Source organism: Mastigocoleus testarum BC008 (assembly GCF_001456025.1).
GTDB classification, from domain to species: Bacteria; Cyanobacteriota; Cyanobacteriia; order Cyanobacteriales; family Nostocaceae; genus Mastigocoleus; species Mastigocoleus testarum.
Window position 1 is genome coordinate 98217 of record NZ_LMTZ01000107.1, and the last position, 20956, is coordinate 119172.

Genomic DNA, 20956 nt, shown 5'->3' on the forward strand with positions numbered 1-20956 from the left:
CGTTTTAATCAAATTCAAGTTCAAATAAAATCGGTGTTTGTTAATGATTGGCTCAATCGATTCTCCCAACAGTATGGTAAATATTACTGCTGTCGCCCAAAGACTGGTGAGGACTATAATGTTTTCTAAGGGACAGTTTTCACTTCTGCTAGCACGCTGTAATTCAACTACAAGGCAGAAACAAGTATTGAGTCTGATACGAGAATTTTCACCAGTGGAAATTGTGGAATTATCTTTACCAAATAATGCTGAAACACTTTATAACAGCATTGCTTCTGGTTTAGATTCAACATTACCTCAAGGATTAATGGTAACAGGTTTAGAGTCGGTTCGAGACATTAATCAATTAATGATTTCTGCGAACTTTATGCGCGATGAATTTCCCAAACATTATAATTTCCCCATTGTTTTATGGGTAAATGACGAAATATTAAGAAAGCTGATTCGCTTAGCACCGGATTTTAAAAATTGGTCTACTACGCTGAGGTTTGATTCCCTGCAAGAAAGTTTAATGGAACCTCAAGTCTTAAGTGCTTAATGAAGTCAATAGCTGAGAAGGTTTTGATAAAGAAATAAAACGTAGAGTGTGTTAGGCGCGCAAGAGGATATCTTTTTTTGGTCACATTTATCGCCGCGCTGTAACGCACCGTCATATAAGATTAATACGCGATCATTTTTTACGATTATTTTCTATAAAAACCCATAGATTCTTTTCTCCCCTTACCTCCGAGGGGATTTTATTTTTTATACTGTTTATTTATAAAATTGCTGAATAATGATTTCTATACAGTCGATTTAAAGTTTACTTCATAAATCTCAGGAACAAACTTTAAATATTACAACGTCTAATGTTGTGTCTACATGTATCGACATAAATTCTGTATCTAGGGATTACCTAATAAATAAAATCTAGTTTCCTGAGAATATATTTAATCCTGATTTTTAAGTTTGAAAGTTTTAAGTTTGAAAGTTTTGAGTTTGAAAGTTTTAAGTTTGAAAGTTTTGAGTCTGAAATTTTTAATTTGTCTGAGATTCTCTATTTTGAATGTTTTTAGTCTCAATATTGGGTAATTAACTATTTACCTGCAATTACTCCCCCTAAAGTATTTACTCCCAACGATTTAACTTTATTGATTTATCTTCGACATACCATGAATATTTTTTCTTTTACTAATATTAACACCAGTCAAAGAAGAGTTGTAGCTACTTTGATTTTAGCTGGATTTATCTCCATTGGTAATGGATTGCAAATGTCTGATAATTCCATTGCAACAGCAACAGACATTCCTTTACAAACTAATAATGGAGTTGTTAAGGGGAATCTAAAAACAAATGGTTTACCACGTAAAGTTACAAGGGCTGTATTAAGAGACTTATCCCGTCGAGAAAACATCGCAATTCGCAAATTAGAAATCATCGATTACCAACCAAAAACTTGGAGTGATGGTTGTTTGGGATTGGGTGGACCAGCAGAAATATGCACTCAGGCTTTGGTTCGTGGTTGGGAAGTGATAGCTAGCGATGGAGACCGTACTTGGACTTATCGTACTAACCAAAATGGACGTTTAATTCGCTTAGCAAAAGATAAGCGCACAAATAATAGATTATTAAAATCCCTGAAAAATCGCGTTCTCAGAACAGCATCCCAATACTTGAGACAACCGATTTCTCGTTTGAGAATTACTAAGGTAGAACGGGAAACTTGGAATGATAGCTGTTTGGAACTAGGAGGTATTGCAGAAAGTTGTTTGCGCACTTCGGTTCCAGGGTGGCGTTTTACTGTACGTACTTCAAAACAAACTTTGGTTTATCACACCAATGAAGATGGTTCAGAAATTCGCTTAAATGAACAAGCTAGCGACCGCACTGATGCAAAATTACCCAACAAGGTCAGATATGCAATCCTAAAAGATGCAGCAGCATGGTCTAAAATATCACCATCAAAATTAAGAATTGTTAAAGCCGAGCGTAAAATTTGGGATAATCCCTGTTTTCTTAACTTCGAGCGCTACTGTAACTTTGCATTTATTAGAACACCGGGTTGGATTGTTACAGTTAAAGGTGGGACGCAAACATGGGTTTATCACGCTAACGATAAGGGTTCGGTAGTAGTCTTAGATCGGACGCCAAGTTTATCAAATGCTGCAGCAAGGGTTATTAAAAGAGATGCAGCAAGACGATCTTCTCTCACAGGAAGAAGGTATAGTTCTAATTTCCGAATCATTGAAGTAGAAAAACTAAGAAATTGGAACGGTAGACGGTTTAGAAAACCTGGTTGGAAAGCGATCGTATCCAATGGAAAGCAAAGTTGGGCTTATCGAGTAAATGAAAATGGTTCTGAATTTAATTTTTTACCGGTAGCTAGTTTACCCCCATCAATTATTGATGCGGTAATTGCAGATGCGAAAACACGTGCTAGAAGTCGGGTAGCAATTTCTGAAAATAATATTGTTGCAGCAAAACAGGTAAGATGGCGTAATGGTTGTTTGGGTCTGCGCAGTCAACGGCGTTATTGTACGATGGTATTAGTTGATGGTTGGCGCATTACTGTCAAAGCTGGACCGGAATCATTTGTTTATCACACCAATAATAGATCCAGAGTAAAATTCAATGCTGCAGCTAGTCGCGTTCTGGGTGGTATTAGTAGTTCCGAAGTTTTACCTATAAACAAGTAAAAAGTAAGAAGTAAAAAGTAAGAAGCTACTAAATATAGGTTTTAGCGCAATACAGTTTAGTTAAGACTTTTTTGGAAACAAATCGCACGCTCTGAGACGTTGCAGAGGCTAACGCCGACGCCGCAGGCTCTGCAACGTCTCTACAGGATTCATCTGTTCGCTAATCTAATACGATTGCTATATATTGGAATGATTTATGAAAAATTCCTAACTCCAATATTATGGGAAATACTACAGCTTGCTTACTTATTTCTTGTCCTGACAAACAAGGGTTAGTCGCCAAAATTGCTAATTTTATTTACTCCAATGGTGGTAACATCATTCATGCAGATCAGCATACAGATTTTGGTACAAATTCTGATAACAGCTTATTTCTGACTCGAATCGAATGGCAATTAGATGGTTTTAATTTACCTCGGGATTTGATCGGACCGGCTTTTAATGCGATCGCACAACCTTTGGAAGCTAAATGGGAATTACATTTTTCCGACAGCATTCCCCGAATTGCTATTTGGGTCAGCAAACAAGACCATTGTTTGTTAGATTTACTCTGGCGACATCGCGCTAAGGAATTTGTCGCAGAGATTCCTGTAATTATTAGTAATCACCTGAATTTAAAAGAAATTGCAGAACAATTTAATATTGATTTTCATCACATCCCAATTACCAAAGAAACAAAACTGGAACAAGAACAAAAACAACTCGACATCTTATCCAAGTACAATATCGATTTAGTTGTGTTAGCAAAATATATGCAGATTTTGAGTAATGATTTTGTTGCTCAATTTCCTCAAATCATCAATATTCATCACTCCTTTTTACCTGCTTTTATCGGTGCGAACCCTTATCACAAAGCTTATGAACGAGGAGTGAAAATTATTGGTGCTACGTCCCATTATGTTACTGCAGATTTAGATGCTGGTCCGATTATTGAGCAGGATGTGGTTAGAATCAGTCACCGCGATACTGTGGGAGATTTAATTAGAAGAGGGAAAGATTTGGAAAGGATGGTTTTAGCCAGAGCAGTAAGGTTGCATTTGAAAAATCGCGTTTTAGTTTACGGTAATAGAACTGTGGTTTTTGAGTAATTCCAATGTCTGAAAAACAAATAGAGTTATCCGGACTAAACTTCCACGTTCTTGATGAAGGTTCTGGTCAACCAGTGTTGTTATTGCATGGGTTTCCTGACTCTGCTGATTTGTGGAGAAACCAAATTCCTGCATTGGTTGATGCAGGATTTCGGGCGATAGCGCCAGATTTACGGGGATTCGGTCGATCATCCAAACCCAAAGAAATTAGTAGTTATTCTTTTCAGGTCTTACTATCAGACATTATCGGAATTCTGGATGCATTACAAATAGAACGGGTTCATGTGGTGGGACATGATTGGGGTGCGGCTTTAGCATGGTTTTTAGCTGCCTTCAGACCAGATCGGGTGATGAATCTAGCTGTGATGTCTGTGGGACACCTGAACAGCTTCAGATCTGCAGGTCTGGAGCAACGAGAAAAAAGTTGGTATACCCTTCTATTTCAGTTTGAGGAAATTGCAGAACAGTTATTGATGAAAAATGACTGGCAATTTTTCCGCGATCTCGTTCGACATCATTCTGAGTTAGAGCGGTGGATTCCAGCGATGGAAAAACCCGATGCATTATCTGCAGCATTGAGTATTTACAGAGCAAATGCTCATCCACAGAAACTTTTAGAAGAATCTTCAGTTCCTGCGGTCAAAAGTCCAACATTAGGAATTTGGAGTAGTGGAGATTTTTATTTGACGGAAGCTCAAATGTTAGGTTCAAATGCTTTTGTAGATGCTGCTTGGAAATATGTCCGCGTGGAGGGAGCAAGTCATTGGATGCAACTCGATCGCCCGGAAGTCATCAATCAAATTCTTTTGAAGTTTTTACGCTAGACATGTCCAAAATAATCTATGGGTAACCCAAAATCCTGGTAAAGACGTACCACGGTATGTCTCTACAACTATTTTCATGTTAGTAAGAAAGATAAGGTTAAAAGTTATCATCGAATAAACTTGTTTAATTCCTTTACTAATAAATGTACTGTCGTTGATGGATTATCCTTTGCTGGATTGTGAGGATTATATTGTTTGAGAAGCTTTTGTGCATTTTTCATCGCAGTTGCTTGCTTCTCAAATATCTCTTCATAAATTGTTTCACTATTTTTCTGATATTTTTTTGCAAGCAATGCATTTAATTTCTCAAGGTATTTACTTCGAGATATTCCAGTATTGAGAAATTCAAAGTGCAAAATGTACCATAATTCAAAAGCTTCATTAGAATAAGCGACTCCAAATCCTTGAGCTTCAGCATTTTTTATCGCTCGATAAAAATCTTCTTCAGTCCAAGAGTCGCGATCGAATACGCACCAAACTTGGTCATAATCTTCTTGTTGACTGAATTCCTTCGTACTTTTAACAAGTTTACTTGGATTTGCTCCTAGTCCTTTGATATCTATTACGACTTTAGGAACACGAAAACTCCTAAAATAATTGGGTTCTGTTTTTTCTCCTTCACACACAATCAAAAACCTCTGTCTAACTTCTCTCGTGTTGACTTTTCTCGATGAGTAACTACGAGATTTTGCTTTTCTTTTAGACATGAGTATCGATGAGGGAATCTAAATTTCCGATATATGGAACTGCACCATATCTCCCTTTGATATAATCGCTTTCAAATGAAGCATCATTGCGCACTTTATATTCCGCTAGCGAATACAAGTCGGTTGCACCATATCTATTCTTTTCAACGAACCAGATTTGATCTCTACGAAAAATTTTATTACTAAGCAAATTAGTATCGTGGGTCATGAATATTAACTGAGCTTGATTTGGATTGCTCTCATTAGAATTAAATAATTCAATAATTGCACGACTAATTAAAGGATGAAGTCTTGCATCAAGCTCATCAACAATAAGAACTTTACCGTTTTTGAGTACATCAACTAAGAAACCTGCTAAAGCAAATACTTTCTGCGTACCTTCAGACTCTTGTCGCTCTAGATTAAATATCTCAGTAGATATGTAATTACCTTCACTGTCAAATTTCTTATGTACGGTCTTAACTTTGATTTCACCTATGGTCGGTTCTACTTGTATCTCACCAACACCTAAATCTAGCTTTTTAATGAGTTGAATAATTTCGTCTTTATTTCTTTCTTCAATTAAGCAATTAACTGTGTAGTCTAAATGTGCCTTATCATCTAAGCCAGAAATTATTTTTAATTGATTTGTTAGCCATTCTAAGATTTTCTCGGCAATTTTAACGTTAAATTGTGCGGAAACAGATAAGAAAAGAGCATTATCACGTGTTCTTTGCTGAATTCCATCAGCTTTATAAGTTTTAGATATGCTGAAGCGATTATTTTCCCGCTCAAAAAGCTTGGTTTCCCTCACCTTGGGTACATAAAACAGCCATTCTGAGACAACCCTATCTCGATCTGCTTCAAATCCATATCTGTATTGTTTACCATCTAGGACAAATACAATTTCAAAAAATGATGGTTCAGATTCAGTTTCTGTACTCAGTCGAAAATTCTCTACATTGATTTTTTCTGTACTTTGGGTTTCTTTTGAGGAATTGATCGCAAACCATTTCATGAAACTCAAAGCTTGAGCGAGATTACTCTTCCCACTTGCATTAGCTCCATATACTGCAGCGCTTTTGAGTAGTTTAAGATCCTTGTCTACAGCAAACAGGTTTGTGCGATCAAGCTTTTTATCTTTGGCAACCAAATTAGCTGCTACCATGCTAAAGGTAACTTTTTCTTTAAAAGATCTGTAGTTGCCGACACTGAACTCAATAAGCATGCTGGATATCTATCTTAAAAGACACATCTTAAAAGACATATTTGTGAAAAAATCACGAATATACAATTTTAAATATATCAAATTAAAGACAGGACTTAAGCAACGTTAGCATCGCGTGTCCGCAGGACATAGATTTGTCATTGCGACCGAAACGCAGTGTAGGGAAGCAATCCCAGCGTATCGGGAGATTACGTCGCTAATGCTAGCCCGCAGCGTAGCTGAACGTAATGACGTAATTACGTTAATTTTGCGTAAGTCCTAAAAGAATTCCAAATCAAAGAATATTTAATTAAAGATATCCTCAAGTGATATTCTTCCAGTGTCAGACTAAGATGTTTTACGAGCAGCTCAACTTAGAATAAGCTAAGGGAACCCGCAGCATCGGCTAATTTCTACCCATCTCTTCAGTCAATTATTTGCGTTTAAATGTAAAAGTCATTGCTCCTCTACCTCCAGCTTTTCCCCCACCAATTCCAAATAAGCTGATTTGTCCTTCTCCATTAATTTCTACGGACAACTCGACTTCGTCAAGCTGCATTTTGGAGTCAGGAGCTTCTGCTTCATCTAGCATTTCTCTCATTGCTTGCAGAAATCCTCTCATTTCTTGCTTGAGTTTACTGACTTCTACAGGTTTTCTGGTAATGACTAATGGTCCTTTTGGTGTGTTCAGAACCATTCTCTTTTCATTGCTTTCCCTACTGATCGATCCTCCTCTGTCATCACCTCCTCTAGAACCCCTGTAGTTAGGTGTCCTTTCTCTGGTTGATGTTTCTGATATTTCTTCGGTAACAATCCAAATTTTGTCTGGGGAAGAGTTCTCTGATGACATGGGAGTTTACCATTTAAACTGATTTTAACTGCTTTGGATTCAGTGTAACGGATATGGCGCTATGCGCAAGTCATATACGCAAGTCAAAACTATTCAACTTTGATTTCGATTTCCCTAGGGCTTATTTTCAAACGACTCATGACACTATTAGTTGACAGATCCCCCTAAATCCCCCTTGGAGAGGGGGGTTTTGAAGGAATCCCCGGATTTTTAAGGGGAAATCTAAGAAAATCTAAAAATTTTGACTGCAAATAGCAGCTTGGGTAAATACTTTGAAATGGGCTTTCCCCGAATTCAAACAGCAAAAATTCTTAACAAAATTATGTTCCGTTCAGGGGGGATATTGGCAATATATTTCGATCGATATTGTGGTAAATTAAAAGTACGCTATATTTAAGATGAACGCGATACCTGTAATCAAGTATTATGTGTATCGTAGATAACTTTAAAGAAAGGCATCTGTAGGTTAAACTGCAATTGATGCTATTTTTTGAAAGTAGTTCATTTTTTGCAATGGGTAATGTCTTTATTTCTGGGGACTTACAAGCATTGCATAATGCAGTAGCAAACAAAAATAGTTATGATTTTGATGATTCATAACTTATAAGGCTTCTTGTGTATTATATCTTGACATGTTTTTGCAATTTTTTTTTAAAGATTTTTTAAAACATGTAATACCACAAGAGAAAACCCCGCTGCTGTGAAAACAACGGGGTTATTGAACTATGAACATGATTAATGTATCACATTAAAGTTATTTTGTGATATACAATTTTTATATTGTGATTAAAGAAAATTAATTAAACGGAAAAGCGTAAGTTTTAACAAGACTTTAAGTCTATTTCCGATACTAATAACCACCTGCTATTCATTGATTGATGCTGGGTGGTTTTTGTTATTTTCTATTGTTCATATGTTTTGTACAGATTTGTTTTTTGATTATCCAATGCTTCTAAACAAATATTTGACTTGAAGGTTTTTAAGCTGTTATTGAAACTTTGAAAAATCTAATATTCCCGCTTCTGACAAAAGCTGACGTTCTTCCATTCTATTCAGTCGATTCAACTGTAATAATCGAATCGTTACCCGGGCTTTTGCTGTCAAAGCTATAAACTCAGCATCTTTTATTTTTTATTTGCTCCTCACTCGCATTTTTGAAGTAGAACGACCCTAGAGAATAACAAATTTGCAAAAAAAAAATTCGAGTCGCCTTACGGCGATAAAAAAGGAAGCGTAAAGGGAAAAAGAAAAAAAGTGTAAAAAGCTACCTTAAGCCCTCCCAAACGTGCAGACAACACGAAAACCGATAAGGTCGTAGACGCTATCGCGCCCAGCAGACCTATAGCTAAGGCTGCGAAACGCAGAACGACACAGATTAGGATTATTAATCCAGGAACCGCCCCGTATTACGGCACTACTTTTAATCTGATAAAGATTATTATCACTAATCCAAGCACTACCATCTACCGGTCCACCCTCATAACTATCATGCCAATCATCTAGACACCATTCCCAAATGTTCCCGTGCATGTCATATAATCCAAAGGCATTAGCTACATCAAAACTACCCACAGGCGTTGTTCCCCCACTTTTTTTTCCTTTGGGACCATCACCGTAAGTAGACGAGGCGTCATAATTTGCTAGTTCAGATGTAATTGTCTGTCCAAAGTGAAATGGTGTTGTTGTACCTGCTCGACAAGCGTATTCCCATTCTGCTTCACTTGGAAGCCGATATTCTCGACTGCTATTATTTGATAATCTGGCACAAAACTCTACCGCGTTGTACCAGCTAACTTGCTCTACTGGTCGGTTGTCACCTTTGAAATTAGAAGGATCCAGTTCTAAGTCACGTTCAACTTTATCTAATGCTGCTATAGTTTTCCATTGTGCTTGAGTTATGGCATATTTGCCCATAGAGAAAGATGGAACTTCTACTTCGTGTTGGGGACGTTCTGAGTCGCTGCTACCTTCTTCCGTTTCTGGTGCACCCATTATGAAAGTACCATCGGGTATCAGCATCATTTCTAGTTCAACGCCATTACCTAAGTTTTCAACAAAGTATTGTCCTGTCTTTTCTGTATACTTAATGATGGTTTTTGCCATTGCTGAGAGCTTTCAATTTGTATAAAAGTCAAAAATAAAGGGCTACTTCAAAGCCCTCCCGAACGCGCAGACCACACGAAAACCGAAATCGTAAGTAATGTAGTCGCGTAACTTCCCATCGTTATAGATTCTAGATGCACAACGACAGTCTTCAGGATAGCAAAACCAAGAACCGCCACGCAGCAAAGCACGACCTTTTGCTTGATAAAGATTACTCTTACTTATCCGAGCACTACCATCTGCGGGTGCACCCTCGTAGTTGTTATACCAATCATCTGTACACCATTCCCAAACATTTCCATGCATATCACATAATCCAAAGGCGTTAGCAACCTGAAATTTTCCCACAGGTGTTGTTTCCCCAAGATTTTTTCCTTTGGACCCATCACCATAAATGACCTCAGCATCATAATTTGCAAGTTCAGATGTAATTGTCTTCCCAAAGTGAAATGGTGTAGTTGTACCTGCTCGACAAGCATACTCCCATTCGGCTTCACTTGGAAGGCGGTATTCTCGACCCGTGTGATTTGATAACCTCGCACAAAATTCTACCGCATCGTACCAAGACACTCTTTCTACAGGTCGGTTATCACCTTTGAATCGAGACGGATCTGTTTCTAAGTCACGATTAACTTTGGGTAACGCCGCTACGGCTTTCCATTGCGCTTGGGTAACAGGATACTTACCCATGAAGAAAGATTGAACTTCTACTTGGTGTTGGGGACGTTCCGAGTTATAACTACCTTCTTCCGTTTCTGGTGCACCCATTGTAAAAGTACCAGCAGGAATTTCCATTAACTCTAACTCGATTCCTGGTTTTATAACTTCCACAATACCCGTTGCTTGCTTTCTTCGACGATTAATAACCCAAGGATTAGGATTACCAAGTCCTAAAAATCGACTTTTCCGTTCTAAAGTAGCAACAACAAATTCAAAAGTGCGGGTTTCTAGGACTTCGACGGTTGCAACTTTAAAGGTGCAGGTTTTAATTTCTGGTTCTCGTATTTGCTCATCTTCAGTTTCAGATAGCGTCTCCGGAGGTGGTGCATCTATTATTTTCGGAGCAACTCGATCTGCAAAAACTGCATATTCACCCCCAAGATTTTGTAATACTTCTACTGCTATCTGAGCAAAGGGTAATATTTGTTCCTGTTCTTCCTGCTTTAAGTTTTGGTATTGCAATAGGAGCGCAGAGAAAGTTTACCTTGATGAAGGTAAACCCAACTCCCTAACAATATATTCAGATAATTTATCTAAGACGTTTTCAGTCTCCCCTAAACGAGTTGCTTGGTTGAGTAATTTTCTCACCCCGGGAATAAAATCATATTGGGGTTCTGAATCTGAAGTATTGTTTTCTGAAATATTATTCCCTGAAGTGTTAGTTCGCCGGATCATTCCGCTTAAAAATACTTCTGCGACATTTACAGGTGTGGATTTATAAGGCAAAAATTACCGTCGAATCAGATTTACTACTGGTAAACTAACTGGTGCTGCAGCCATTAATCCAGCTAACTTTTGCGCTGTAGGTGAAGCTGTAGCTAAAAAGCGATCTACGACTTCTTCTGCTAGTTCTTCTACCGATATTTCTTGGGAATTATCTGTTATTGATTCTGGATTTGTTGATTGTTGGTTTATTACTTGAGCAAATTGTTCCTTGAGAAATTCTAGTTCGAAGACAAATCCTGGGGTGCGGGTGTTTCCAAAACCTGCGAGAACTTTTGACCACTGTGCTAATGAGAAAGCTTCTAGAGTTACTACAGGTAACTTTAAAATTTGCTCCGTTTCCAGTTCTTCCCACAGGGATGGTAACACCAACTTAGAATTAGGTACGCCGGGATTAAAAGCACTCAACTGTAGTTTATAGCCTAAACCCAACTGGCTACTTTGCCATAATCTCTCGGGGAAAAGTTGCATAATTGCTGTTGGTAGTTTATTCGACAATTTATGCAAGCATTCGTAAATATTATTTTGCTGCCAAATATTAGACGTACAATCACTAACAATGAGAATTAAACCACGTTTGTTACTATGAATTAGCTCTCGGTAGCTGTGTTTATAATGACTTTTTTGATTTCCTTTTCTGCGTCTACTTAATTCTAAATAACGACAATCTGTACTTGAAAAACTCCAAACTCTAACAGTACGAAATGCCCCATGATTTTGCAACAGTTGCTGTAATTCATCAACAGTTTCTGTCCAAATAAATGAAGAACGGGATTCTTCTACCACAAGTTCTAGATCCAACCAGCGCTCTGGTTCCGGTTTAGTGACAGGTAACCAAATATTTTGTTCTGCAATCCGATTAACAGTAGCTTCTGCATCAATAATAGTTCTAGTACTGGAAGAAACCTTCCGCATCAAAGGTCGCAAAGCCCTACCAATCGGTAGTTTATTTTGAATCGCTGGAGCTGCTGGTACTTGAAATGGTAAGCCTTTGGGGGTTTCTTCCGATTCAAAATCTTGATTTATTGCTTTTTGCTCGTAAACTTCAACAGTTGAGTTTGTCTCTGAAGAATCCAAATCACTTATTGGTGTTTCCTCAATCTCATTAATAATTACTTGGTCTTCTGATTCTAAGGAATTGCTCTGTTCTTCCACTGTTTCAATTTCCACAACTCCCATTTGCAGGGTTAACCAAATAGCATCAGCTATATCTTCATCACTCAGACCTAAACCCTTAATTAACCCACTGCGTTCTAAATGGGTAACCAAACGTTCAACTGTATGATTTGAAGAAGAAAGCTTACTCATCTTCTTCCACCTGACCTAAATCTTGAAGAAGTCGTTCAATCAGTTTATCATCAGTTGATACCCGTCCTTTGGCGACCATAAACAAAGCATTGAGGAGTTGATCGTTAGCTAAAGTTTGTGTTTCTCGGTTTTTGATAAAATTATCAACCAATCGATCCAAAGCTTCCTGATTCAACTTGTTGGAATCTTCAGGATCTTTCATTTCCTCCCCTAAATGAGCCGCAATGATTCTAACTAAATCCTTTTTCTCTGGCTCTTTCATGGTTAAACGCAAACATCGTCTTAAAAAAGGTGGGGGAAAATCTCGTTCGCCATTACTTGTTAAAATTACGAAGGGAAATTTCGTACAAGTTACAATTCCTTCATTAATTTCTGCACTAGTTGTTGTATCTGTAGTGTCTGTATCTGTAGTATTTGTATCTGCACTATAAGCAGTCCGAACTGTAGCGGTTGGAACTTCTTCCTTAATTCTTACCAGTTCGGGAATTTTAAAACGTCCTTCTTCAAAAATAGTTAAAAGGTCGTTAGGTAAATCGATATCGCTTTTATCAATTTCATCGATTAACAGAACGCGGGGTTTTTCTGATGGAAGTAAAGCTGTTCCTAAAGGTCCAAGGGTAATATATTTCTCAACGGTTTTGAGTTGCTGTTTTAGTTTTTCTTCTCGCTCCTGTGATGACATTGGTGAAGAATTTTCCTGTTGCAGTTCCTTCACTTCTTGTAGTCGTTGTAATCTTGCGATCGCATCGTAATTATAAAGTCCATCTTTGAGGGTTGTGCGAGTAGTAATCGGCCAATATAACACTTCTCCTAAGTCTAATTCCCTAGCAACCGCATAAGCAAGGGATGATTTTCCCGTCCCTGGTTTTCCCGTAACTAATAAAGGTCGTCGCAAATACAAAGCTGCATTGACCATTTTAATCTCTTCTTCCCTGACTTGGAAAGTTTCTCCCCTAATTTCGCGCCGAGTTTTTCCCGTATTCTTATCTTTACCAAAGGGTCGCCAATTTGGAGGATCTGGTAATTTCCAATCCTTTTTAATTTCACCATCTCCGTGAAAAATTTTCCAATTTTCTGTTTGATTATTATTTGTCATAATTATTTATCATAGTTAGTTATTTTAGAAATATAACAATCGTATTTGATTCATGAACGGGTGACGGGTGACTCCTGTAGAGACGTTGCATGCAACGTCTCTACAATATTTAGGTTCTTGCGTTCCTTTTATGGAAGTTGGAGATTGGTTATAACAAAATCCTTACGAGACAAGGGTTATAAAGAATTATGGTGTTTTTGAAATCTGAAATCCTTATCCTATAAGTTTTTCAACGATTTTTAACTTAATTTTCCATAAAAATAACCGAAGAGCCAATATTTATTTTTAAACACAAATTATTTAGGATTGCTATACACAAATACTTTTTTAGAGATGTTCTTGAGTTATACGTTGTTCTGGTGGAAGCAAATCTGGATCGTCCCAAAGCAAGCATAAACTGTGACCAATATGAGGGGTACTTGAAGCAAAGTATTTTAACCTTGCTTTTTTAACTACTTTTGAAATATCTCTAAGTGTTATTTGCTCCTCTTGTTTGGAACGTTTTCCCATTAGTTGGTCTAATTCGTTTTCATTGCTAACATCATCAATTCTTTCCCGAATCCATAATGCAAGGGGTATAGCCGATTTCCACAGCATAGTCCCCGGTTGTTTATCTTGAAAAACATTGGTAATTTTTACAGCAATGATGTCATCTTGTTTGCAGTGGTTTTCGATGATTTTATGATTATCACCACAGCATGGAGTAAAAACATCAGCAGCCAATTTATTTAATTTATTTTTAAGTTTGCTTCCTTTAGTTTTCCACCTGTAGATTCTTGGATTTGTTCCCTCCATTCTTTCCGAACAACGAATAATAACTTCATAGAATTCACCGATTGTCTCATCATCACCGTCAATAGTTTTCCAAGAATCAATGGGGTGATTCATCAGTTCGTAAGGTAAAAAGACATGAATTTGCTTAATATCTACTCCGCTATTATCGATCCAATACCTCACAAGTTCTGGAACCTTACTTAGTTGTCGATCTATCTTGATTTCGGCTTGCTCATTTTTCGTAAGTTGTTTGTAGTAAGATTTTTTTCCCGACCTGCTTTGAGCTATATCTTTATTTAACCAAGATTTAACAATATAACTTTCTCCCTGCTGAAGAATCGCGACAAAAAGACCAGGATAAACTTCCCTTCTTTCCTGTTTTTTCTCTTCCCTTAATCCTGTAATTCTTTGCTTATATCTATCTTCACCAATATTTTCTTTAGCCCATATTTCTAAATCTGTATTACAGCTTAGAGATTCGTCTAAGAGTAAATTAATAACAAATTTTTCTAGAGGGCTATATTTATCTTTTTCTTGTGGGGGAAATCGTAAGGAATCATAAATTAGCTCTGCTGCATTTTTTGGTGTTTTGTCTTTATCAGTTAAAATATCAGGTAAAGATAATTTATAGGCAACAATTACTTTATCTTTATGCTTATCAAAATAAGGTTTTAAAATATCAATGAGTTTTTTTATTTGAATAAACTCTTTTAATTTTGTATTTCCTGGATTATACTCACAAGCTCCTCTAATTAGGTCTTCTAATTTCCCTGTAGATTCAGCCCATTTGATAAGTTCAAAAATAACATTCTTAAGTTTATCCTTCCCAGCGATTTCTTCTAAGTTGAGGTCAAACTCTAAATCAACCATCATTTTTAAATCTGTATATTCTGGAAAAGCATCAATTAAAGCTTTATAGAACCCTTTACGTTCATTACTAGATAACTTCATTGCATATTTTTTTCATTACTTAGTATTTTGCTGCTCAAATAGCTACAGCAGCTTTATAATATTTAGAACATATAATCCAAAGAAAAAATATAATTAAAAGTCAATCTGTTGTTTAAAATACTAACGTATTGACAATTTTACCAATATAATCATATCAAAAGTGTCAACAAAATTTACCACCTGAATTCCGTTTCATGTACTTATTTAGGTTAATTATAAAATTATACAAGCCAAGAGGAATAACCACTGATTATCGCTAATCAGTGGTTATTAATAGTCATTTACTCAGGCTGACTGTTAATGCTAGTACTAATTGATGAGTTGTTATAAGTTAAATTTTCCTGCTCTGGTCAATAGTTTAAACCTGTAAAAGTAATTAGTAGAAAGTATGTTGCTATGAGTTAATTAATTAAACGATTTGTTTATTAATTTATACATCCCAATCGTCACCAACTCTTTCCATCAAACGATTTAAGATAGTATATCCTTGTGGATTGACAACTGTGAGACGGATAAATTCTGCGTCTTTTGGTTGATGTGCGATGACGTATCTGTACTTCCCATTTTTGAAGGTATAAGTGTAACGACGTCTATTTCCTGAAATTTCAGGGTTTTTCAAAGTTAAATAATCGCCTGTTTTTCTATTTTGAGCTTCGTAAGTGTAAACACCAAATTCATTTAGTTTCAGCCAAACAACCCATTGCTCGCTAGCGTCCATGAAAGCTCCTTTGGGACGAACAAAATCTACAGGTACAGCAGAAGCAGTTTGAGTATTAAAAGCAACTTGTGTAACGACCGGTGCAGATAAACCAATAACGGATGCTAGAGCAATAGCTTTAATATTCATTAGTTTGTTTTCCTTTTGAAAGGTGATTTTTTTCTGTTTGCAATGTGTTGCATGTTCTATGTAACCCTTCAAATAGAAAAATCTTGTTTACGTATTCCTAGTAATTGAAAGTACCAGAATGAAATTTGTCACACAGTTGAACGCCGTCAAAAGACGTATTCCGGAGGAAATAAGTAGACAAAGTTTAAATTGTCACGTTTACTATAATAAGTAAGTTCTGCTGAAAAGGAGGATTCGAGAGTAAAGATAAAAAATGAAATGTTGCGTTCTTTTTCTGAAGAACACGTGCTTTGTAGTAAACAGCTACTTTATCTGAAACTCATAGCACTACGTAATCAAGTTAGAACATCTACAAAATCTGTTTGTCGTAGACGTGCTAAAACCTATGTATAGTGAGCCTTTTACTTTTGTTGGTGCAGCATGTAGGCATGACATATTTTGACTTATGTCCTATGGACACGCTGAGATGCGCCTGCGGCGAACGCTAATGAATTGCGCCTAGCGCTATATTATTGATGAATGCTGCCATCAGGCATAATTGCTCCTGTTAACTTAGCCCCAATAAAATTAACATTGGTAATATTCGCTTTTCTGAAAGTCGCATTAGTAAGGTCAGCACCGCTAAAGTTAACTTCTGTTAGATCGGCGTTAATAAAATCTGCCCATTGTAAATTGCTTCCACTGAGATTGGCTCCTTTGAGGTTAGCTCCAGTGAAGTATGCTCCTTTAAGATTAGAATTACTGAGATTTGCTCCAGTTAGATTACTTTTTCTTAGTCTGGCTTTTTCCAGTCTTACTTTATTTAGATTAACTCCAACTAAATTACAACCCTGGCAAATCTTGGTATCTAGTAGTTGTCTAACTTCAGATGTTATTTCTGCTTTCAGTGGAGTGGCTAAGTAAAGTAGTGAGAATAAAGATAAATAAATAGATAATGGTTTAAATTTCATGTTCGAGATATAGGTAGGGGTGATTTTGGTACTTAGTAACCTAATGCAGCTTCACATCCGTGTTACTAGGGTCACTGGGTTTTATTTTCTGATTTAACTTAGTTCCAAATTTAAGCTAAAAAGGTGAGGAATTTGTGAGTTTGTTTCTGGTGGTTTTTAGTTCTTGGAAAACTTTACCAGGCTTGATTTTGACTTATTGACGCGATCGACACCACAGACTATTTTTTGTTCTTGGAGGACATCTTTTTCTGAACACGAAAAGAGAATCAGATGTATTTTTCCGAAAACAGTAGATGAGCCAATGTATCATTTAATTAGTGAGTCTAAATAGCTTATGAAAATCGCTCAGATTGCCCCCTTGTGGGAAACAGTTCCGCCTCCTTCTTATGGAGGAATTGAGCTTGTAGTGAGTCGTTTGACTGATGAACTGGTAAGACGAGGTCATGAAGTTACCTTGTTTGCTTCCGGAGATTCGCAAACACTAGCGTCCCTAGAGGCTGTTTATCCTCGTGCATTACGCTTGGATTCAGAGATTCAAGAAAGACCTTTGTACGAAGTATTAGTCCCTAGCCAAGCTTACCAACGAGCGGCGGAATTCGATATCATTCATTCCCACGTGGGAGTTTGGGCATTACCTTTAGCCGAGGTAGTCTCAACACCAACAGTACATACTCTGCATGGTAGATTTAGTCGGGATAGTAGCGAAATATTTGGTTATCACTCAAGGCAACATTACGTTAGTATTAGCGACGCACAACGTCAAACAGACCTTAACTACGTTAAGACTGTTTATAACGGCATCGATATTGCTAACTATTCTTACTATCCCACACCTCAAGATCCACCTTACCTAGCGTTCTTAGGACGTTTTTCTCCGGAGAAAGGACCACAACACGCTATTGCAATTGCTAAGAAAACTGGTTGGCGATTGAAAATGGCAGGAAAAGTAGACGCCGTAGACGTCGAATTCTTTGAACGAGAGATTGAACCTTTGATTGATAACAAGCAAATTGAGTTTCTAGGTGAAATTGATCGTGCAGACAAGGCAGATTTGCTAGGTAATGCATCTGCAACTCTCTTTCCTATTACCTGGGATGAACCTTTTGGCTTGGTAATGATTGAATCAATGGCTACTGGTACGCCAGTAATTGGTATAAAAATGGGTTCAGTCCCTGAAGTTATAGCTCATGGAAAATCAGGTTTTGTCTGCGAAACCTATGATGAAATGGCAGAGATAATCCCAGCAGCTTTAGAATTGGATCGCAAAACATGTCGAGAACATGTGAAAAATAACTTTACCGTGACCCAAATGGTAGATGGTTACGAAGCAGCTTATAAGAAAGTATTGCAAAGTTCAATAATGCAAAGTCTTATGAAGAATAATCGTTTCAATCCTGCTCAACTCTTTTCGTTACTAAGATAGTCTAATGAGTAGAAAAAGGTTTTGCACTAATCACTTTCGACTAGATATTTGATTCAACTAGATATTTGATTCAACTAGATATTTGATTCAACTAGAGATCTGAGAACATAGTTTACTCAGAATAATCTAGCTGCGAACTACGGATGTGGCTTGCTTACAGATAATGGTAAAGATGTCTCAAAAAGGGAAAAGGCTTTCTAAAACCTTCTTATCAATACCTCCGGTAAGTTATAGCCACAGTTCGATCAAAAGGAGAAAATCATTATGTCAGGCAATAATTGTCCTTATTGTAATGGGAAGCTGCTACGTCACATAAACCATGGTGAAGTTTATTGGTTTTGTAGATCCTGTTGGGTACAAGAGCAAGCACCCCTTACTTCTATATATCCCCATTCACAAGAGAATGGTATTCCTAATGAAGTAATGATGAATTGTAAGGGCGAATAAAATACTACAGCAGAATTCAGGAGTCAGAAGACAGGAGTCAGGAGTCAGGAGTAGAATCTGCTTTATAACTGACTTTCAGTTTTTGAACTGTACCTCACTTAGTTGCAATCCGCTATAAATCACACCAATGTGATTTTCCAAGAATTTCAAAAATGACAAGGGTTTTTGGGCTAGGGCTATTTTCAAACTGTGTCTCGATTCCTTTTAAGTCTCGATTCCTTTTAACCCCCTTTAAATCAAAGTCCCCCAACTCAGCGGGGGATTTAGGGGGATCTTATAATCAACAAGTTATGTAGTGTAAATTCACATGTCAAAAATACACCCTAGCCGAGAAAAATCTTTTCCTAAGATATTCTTGAAATTACGAAACTATTCGTAGATTACAAAACCCGCAGCAGGAACCGGGATGAGGACAGATTTACCATTTCTTGTTTCAACAGGTATCTCTTTCCCTAATAGTTCTGGATCGGTAGAGTAAATACATTTGAGGAAATCGCCTTCATTATGTAACTCATTGTCGATGCTTACCCAGGCTATTTGCATCTGTTCGTAGTCAGTATTAATCGCCAACACTATCTCTTTTTCACTGAGAATGCGAGACCAAGGTATAACCGTACGGATTTGATTTCCAATCATTTGCGGTAAACCAAAATTTTCTCCATCGGCAGAAATTGAACGCAAGTATTGACGACCCCGACGCAAAACTATTTTCTCGCGACGAATCTGTAAGATTTTGGCTACTTCTTGGTAAACCCAATTTTCCTCATTGAAAAAGTGTACTCCCTGGCTTCTAAATGCTCCAAAATTACCACCAAACATAGCTTCGCGCAAATAACGATCATTATTTCCGTGACCATCAAAACCTTGTTCTGTACCGTAGTATATACAAGGAATTCCCAAAGTCATAACATTGAGTGCTAAAGCATTCAACACGACTTTTTCCGCATCCGGATCGGCACAGAATCGAGCCTTATTTTCACCCTTACGAACCTGGTCGTGGTCGTCAAACATTGTCACAACCTTGTCCCTAAACCAAGTATGGGATTCTTTATTCACTAGTTCTGAATTACGAAATAAATTGAAGTAATCTGCAGGGTTGCGATATCCCTTAACAAGATATTCGATTTTATCGGGAATATCATTGATTCCTAAAGCTGCATTCAAGCCGGTTTTTTCTAGAGTCGTAAATGCTCTTTTCCGTCCTCCAGTTATTTCACCAATTAAAAAGAAATTTTCCTTACCAATACTTTGAGCAAACTCATGAATAACTGAAACAAAAAAGCGAGTTGCACCCTCCTCCATATGTTTGACAGTATCGATTCTAAATCCATCGATATCTGCATAAGCGATCCAAAACTTATATGCTTGAGACAAATATTTAAGTGCAGGAGAAGGATTGTAATTGTCCAGATTTCCCTCACCATGAGTGACGTCTTTTAAATCAAAAAAATCTCCCTCTAAATACTCTGGGTCATTATCCCAACTATTGATGCGTCCTTTTTGAGTGTAGAATGATGGGTCTTGAAATTCAACGGGCCAAACTGCATCATCTTCATCAACCCAAGTTGACGGATTATTAGGATCTGTTTTCCGAAACGGTATGGTGGGATTACCTGATTTATCATTAAATCCCTGAACAGGATAAAGATTTCCATCCCAACGCGGATCGAAATTCCCATTTATATCTCTGTAGTTGGGCTGATGTTTGGAGTCATAACTAAAAATATTACCGGTATGATTGAAAATAATATCTAAAATGACATAAATATCATTAGCATGAGCAGTTTTAACTAACTCTCGCAAATCTTCACGGGTTCCAAAGCGAGGTTCGACATCAATAAAATTTTGAATTCCATACCCGTGGTATGTTTCTTGAAATTTTACCTGTTTAAAAATAGGGCTGATCCATATCGCTGTTACCCCCAAACGTTTTAAATAGCCAATTTTACTCGTTAAACCTTTAAGATTTCCTCCCACATATTTGAAACCAGCTTCGCGCCAACGTTTTTCATCCTCAGGAGTTGTTATAGCATTTCCCTTATCTTGCTCCTTGAACATTGGAGTAGTTCGAGTTGCACTTTTTGCAACTATATTGCTATCAATATCTCTGTATCCGATTTCTTTACCATCGGAAAATCGGTCGAGCATCATGAAGTAAAATATCTGATCTTCCCAAGCAATTGGAGAAGGATGGAAACCTGTATCGGGAAAAAATGACTCCAGATTCAGCTTTGATAATTGCTTCCCAACCATTTTAGAATTCTCCATAGCACCCCTGTTAGTG

At 37.2% G+C, this 20956-nt stretch carries 18 protein-coding genes; 6 read left to right on the forward strand and 12 right to left on the reverse strand.

Translation table 11 applies throughout. The features are described from left to right. Window positions 1-43 precede the first annotated feature (43 nt). From BC008_RS25815 to BC008_RS25830, 4 genes are all read left to right on the forward strand, one after another. The gene (locus BC008_RS25815; RefSeq protein WP_027843106.1) at window positions 44-538 is read left to right on the forward strand and encodes a hypothetical protein; all 495 of its coding nucleotides are present in this window, start codon (window positions 44-46) and stop codon (window positions 536-538) included. A 613-nt stretch (window positions 539-1151) separates the two neighbouring features. Next, the gene (locus BC008_RS50750; RefSeq protein ID WP_058184024.1) at window positions 1152-2675 is read left to right on the forward strand and encodes a hypothetical protein; all 1524 of its coding nucleotides are present in this window, start codon (window positions 1152-1154) and stop codon (window positions 2673-2675) included. A gap of 221 nt (window positions 2676-2896) precedes the next feature. Continuing rightward, window positions 2897-3763: a formyltetrahydrofolate deformylase gene (gene purU / locus BC008_RS25825; protein ID WP_027843107.1), complete on the forward strand. Its 867-nt coding sequence runs from the start codon at window positions 2897-2899 to the stop codon at window positions 3761-3763. A gap of 5 nt (window positions 3764-3768) precedes the next feature. Then, window positions 3769-4587, forward strand: coding sequence for an alpha/beta fold hydrolase (locus BC008_RS25830; protein WP_027843108.1), 819 nt, complete (start codon window positions 3769-3771; stop codon window positions 4585-4587). Between the two features lie 107 nt (window positions 4588-4694). Here the strand turns inward: BC008_RS25830 and BC008_RS25835 are convergent, their stop codons facing one another. From BC008_RS25835 to BC008_RS25885, 11 genes are all read right to left on the reverse strand, one after another. Further along, window positions 4695-5294: an RloB family protein gene (locus BC008_RS25835; RefSeq protein ID WP_027843109.1), complete on the reverse strand. Its 600-nt coding sequence runs from the start codon at window positions 5292-5294 to the stop codon at window positions 4695-4697. After that, on the reverse strand, window positions 5287-6501 hold the full coding sequence (locus BC008_RS25840; protein ID WP_027843110.1) for an AAA family ATPase: 1215 nt from the start codon (window positions 6499-6501) through the stop codon (window positions 5287-5289). The genes BC008_RS25835 and BC008_RS25840 overlap by 8 nt, the downstream gene beginning before the upstream one ends. Before the next feature lie 412 nt (window positions 6502-6913). After that, window positions 6914-7330, reverse strand: a complete 417-nt coding sequence (locus tag BC008_RS25845; protein WP_027845143.1) for a Pepco domain-containing protein — start codon at window positions 7328-7330, stop codon at window positions 6914-6916. Window positions 7331-8599: 1269 nt separating this feature from the next. Beyond that, window positions 8600-9433 (reverse strand): formylglycine-generating enzyme family protein, encoded by an 834-nt coding sequence (locus BC008_RS25850; RefSeq protein WP_027845144.1) that lies wholly within the window; start codon window positions 9431-9433, stop codon window positions 8600-8602. A 42-nt stretch (window positions 9434-9475) separates the two neighbouring features. After that, window positions 9476-10615 (reverse strand): formylglycine-generating enzyme family protein, encoded by a 1140-nt coding sequence (locus BC008_RS47645; protein WP_321170092.1) that lies wholly within the window; start codon window positions 10613-10615, stop codon window positions 9476-9478. A gap of 18 nt (window positions 10616-10633) precedes the next feature. Continuing rightward, window positions 10634-10879, reverse strand: coding sequence for a hypothetical protein (locus BC008_RS47650; protein ID WP_153009668.1), 246 nt, complete (start codon window positions 10877-10879; stop codon window positions 10634-10636). Between the two features lie 3 nt (window positions 10880-10882). Then, a complete protein-coding gene (locus BC008_RS47655) occupies window positions 10883-12184 on the reverse strand; it encodes an SAV_2336 N-terminal domain-related protein (RefSeq protein WP_036266990.1) in 1302 nt (433 codons plus the stop codon). Further along, entirely contained in the window at window positions 12177-13280 is a 1104-nt protein-coding gene (locus BC008_RS25870; protein WP_036266992.1) for an AAA family ATPase, read from the reverse strand. Before BC008_RS25870 ends, BC008_RS47655 begins: the two co-directional genes overlap by 8 nt. A gap of 327 nt (window positions 13281-13607) precedes the next feature. Then, a complete protein-coding gene (locus BC008_RS25875) occupies window positions 13608-15005 on the reverse strand; it encodes an effector-associated domain EAD1-containing protein (protein ID WP_027845146.1) in 1398 nt (465 codons plus the stop codon). Window positions 15006-15435: 430 nt separating this feature from the next. Next, complete coding sequence (locus BC008_RS25880) at window positions 15436-15852, reverse strand: hypothetical protein (protein WP_058184026.1); 417 nt, start codon at window positions 15850-15852, stop codon at window positions 15436-15438. 509 nt (window positions 15853-16361) lie between these two features. Then, window positions 16362-16802: a pentapeptide repeat-containing protein gene (locus tag BC008_RS25885; RefSeq protein WP_036266994.1), complete on the reverse strand. Its 441-nt coding sequence runs from the start codon at window positions 16800-16802 to the stop codon at window positions 16362-16364. A 334-nt stretch (window positions 16803-17136) separates the two neighbouring features. Here BC008_RS25885 and BC008_RS25890 point away from each other — a divergent pair, with 334 nt between their 5' ends. Both BC008_RS25890 and BC008_RS46755 read left to right on the forward strand, forming a co-directional pair. Further along, window positions 17137-18225 carry a glycosyltransferase family 4 protein gene (locus tag BC008_RS25890; protein ID WP_058184027.1) on the forward strand — a complete coding sequence of 363 codons (1089 nt, stop codon included), beginning with the start codon at window positions 17137-17139 and terminating at the stop codon, window positions 18223-18225. A gap of 264 nt (window positions 18226-18489) precedes the next feature. Further along, the gene (locus tag BC008_RS46755; RefSeq protein ID WP_082650638.1) at window positions 18490-18672 is read left to right on the forward strand and encodes a hypothetical protein; all 183 of its coding nucleotides are present in this window, start codon (window positions 18490-18492) and stop codon (window positions 18670-18672) included. Between the two features lie 369 nt (window positions 18673-19041). On the opposite strand, the gene BC008_RS25895 is transcribed toward BC008_RS46755, so the two are convergent. Then, the gene (locus BC008_RS25895) at window positions 19042-20940 is read right to left on the reverse strand and encodes an alpha-amylase family glycosyl hydrolase (RefSeq protein ID WP_201026181.1); all 1899 of its coding nucleotides are present in this window, start codon (window positions 20938-20940) and stop codon (window positions 19042-19044) included. Window positions 20941-20956: the final 16 nt, after the last annotated feature.

Bases quoted from the DNA above. Each gene is read 5' to 3' on its own strand.
- BC008_RS25890 (WP_058184027.1), top strand. From the start codon at position 17,137: ATGAAAATCGCTCAGATTGCCCCCTTGTGGGAAACAGTTCCGCCTCCT.
- BC008_RS25875 (WP_027845146.1), bottom strand. From the start codon at position 15,005: ATGAAGTTATCTAGTAATGAACGTAAAGGGTTCTATAAAGCTTTAATT.
- BC008_RS46755 (WP_082650638.1), top strand. From the start codon at position 18,490: ATGTCAGGCAATAATTGTCCTTATTGTAATGGGAAGCTGCTACGTCAC.
- BC008_RS25830 (WP_027843108.1), top strand. From the start codon at position 3,769: ATGTCTGAAAAACAAATAGAGTTATCCGGACTAAACTTCCACGTTCTT.
- BC008_RS25840 (WP_027843110.1), bottom strand. From the start codon at position 6,501: ATGCTTATTGAGTTCAGTGTCGGCAACTACAGATCTTTTAAAGAAAAA.
- BC008_RS25815 (WP_027843106.1), top strand. From the start codon at position 44: ATGATTGGCTCAATCGATTCTCCCAACAGTATGGTAAATATTACTGCT.
- BC008_RS47655 (WP_036266990.1), bottom strand. From the start codon at position 12,184: ATGAGTAAGCTTTCTTCTTCAAATCATACAGTTGAACGTTTGGTTACC.
- BC008_RS25870 (WP_036266992.1), bottom strand. From the start codon at position 13,280: ATGACAAATAATAATCAAACAGAAAATTGGAAAATTTTTCACGGAGAT.
- purU (WP_027843107.1), top strand. From the start codon at position 2,897: ATGGGAAATACTACAGCTTGCTTACTTATTTCTTGTCCTGACAAACAA.
- BC008_RS25885 (WP_036266994.1), bottom strand. From the start codon at position 16,802: ATGAAATTTAAACCATTATCTATTTATTTATCTTTATTCTCACTACTT.
- BC008_RS25845 (WP_027845143.1), bottom strand. From the start codon at position 7,330: ATGTCATCAGAGAACTCTTCCCCAGACAAAATTTGGATTGTTACCGAA.
- BC008_RS25895 (WP_201026181.1), bottom strand. From the start codon at position 20,940: ATGGAGAATTCTAAAATGGTTGGGAAGCAATTATCAAAGCTGAATCTG.
- BC008_RS50750 (WP_058184024.1), top strand. From the start codon at position 1,152: ATGAATATTTTTTCTTTTACTAATATTAACACCAGTCAAAGAAGAGTT.
- BC008_RS25880 (WP_058184026.1), bottom strand. From the start codon at position 15,852: ATGAATATTAAAGCTATTGCTCTAGCATCCGTTATTGGTTTATCTGCA.
- BC008_RS25850 (WP_027845144.1), bottom strand. From the start codon at position 9,433: ATGGCAAAAACCATCATTAAGTATACAGAAAAGACAGGACAATACTTT.
- BC008_RS25835 (WP_027843109.1), bottom strand. From the start codon at position 5,294: ATGTCTAAAAGAAAAGCAAAATCTCGTAGTTACTCATCGAGAAAAGTC.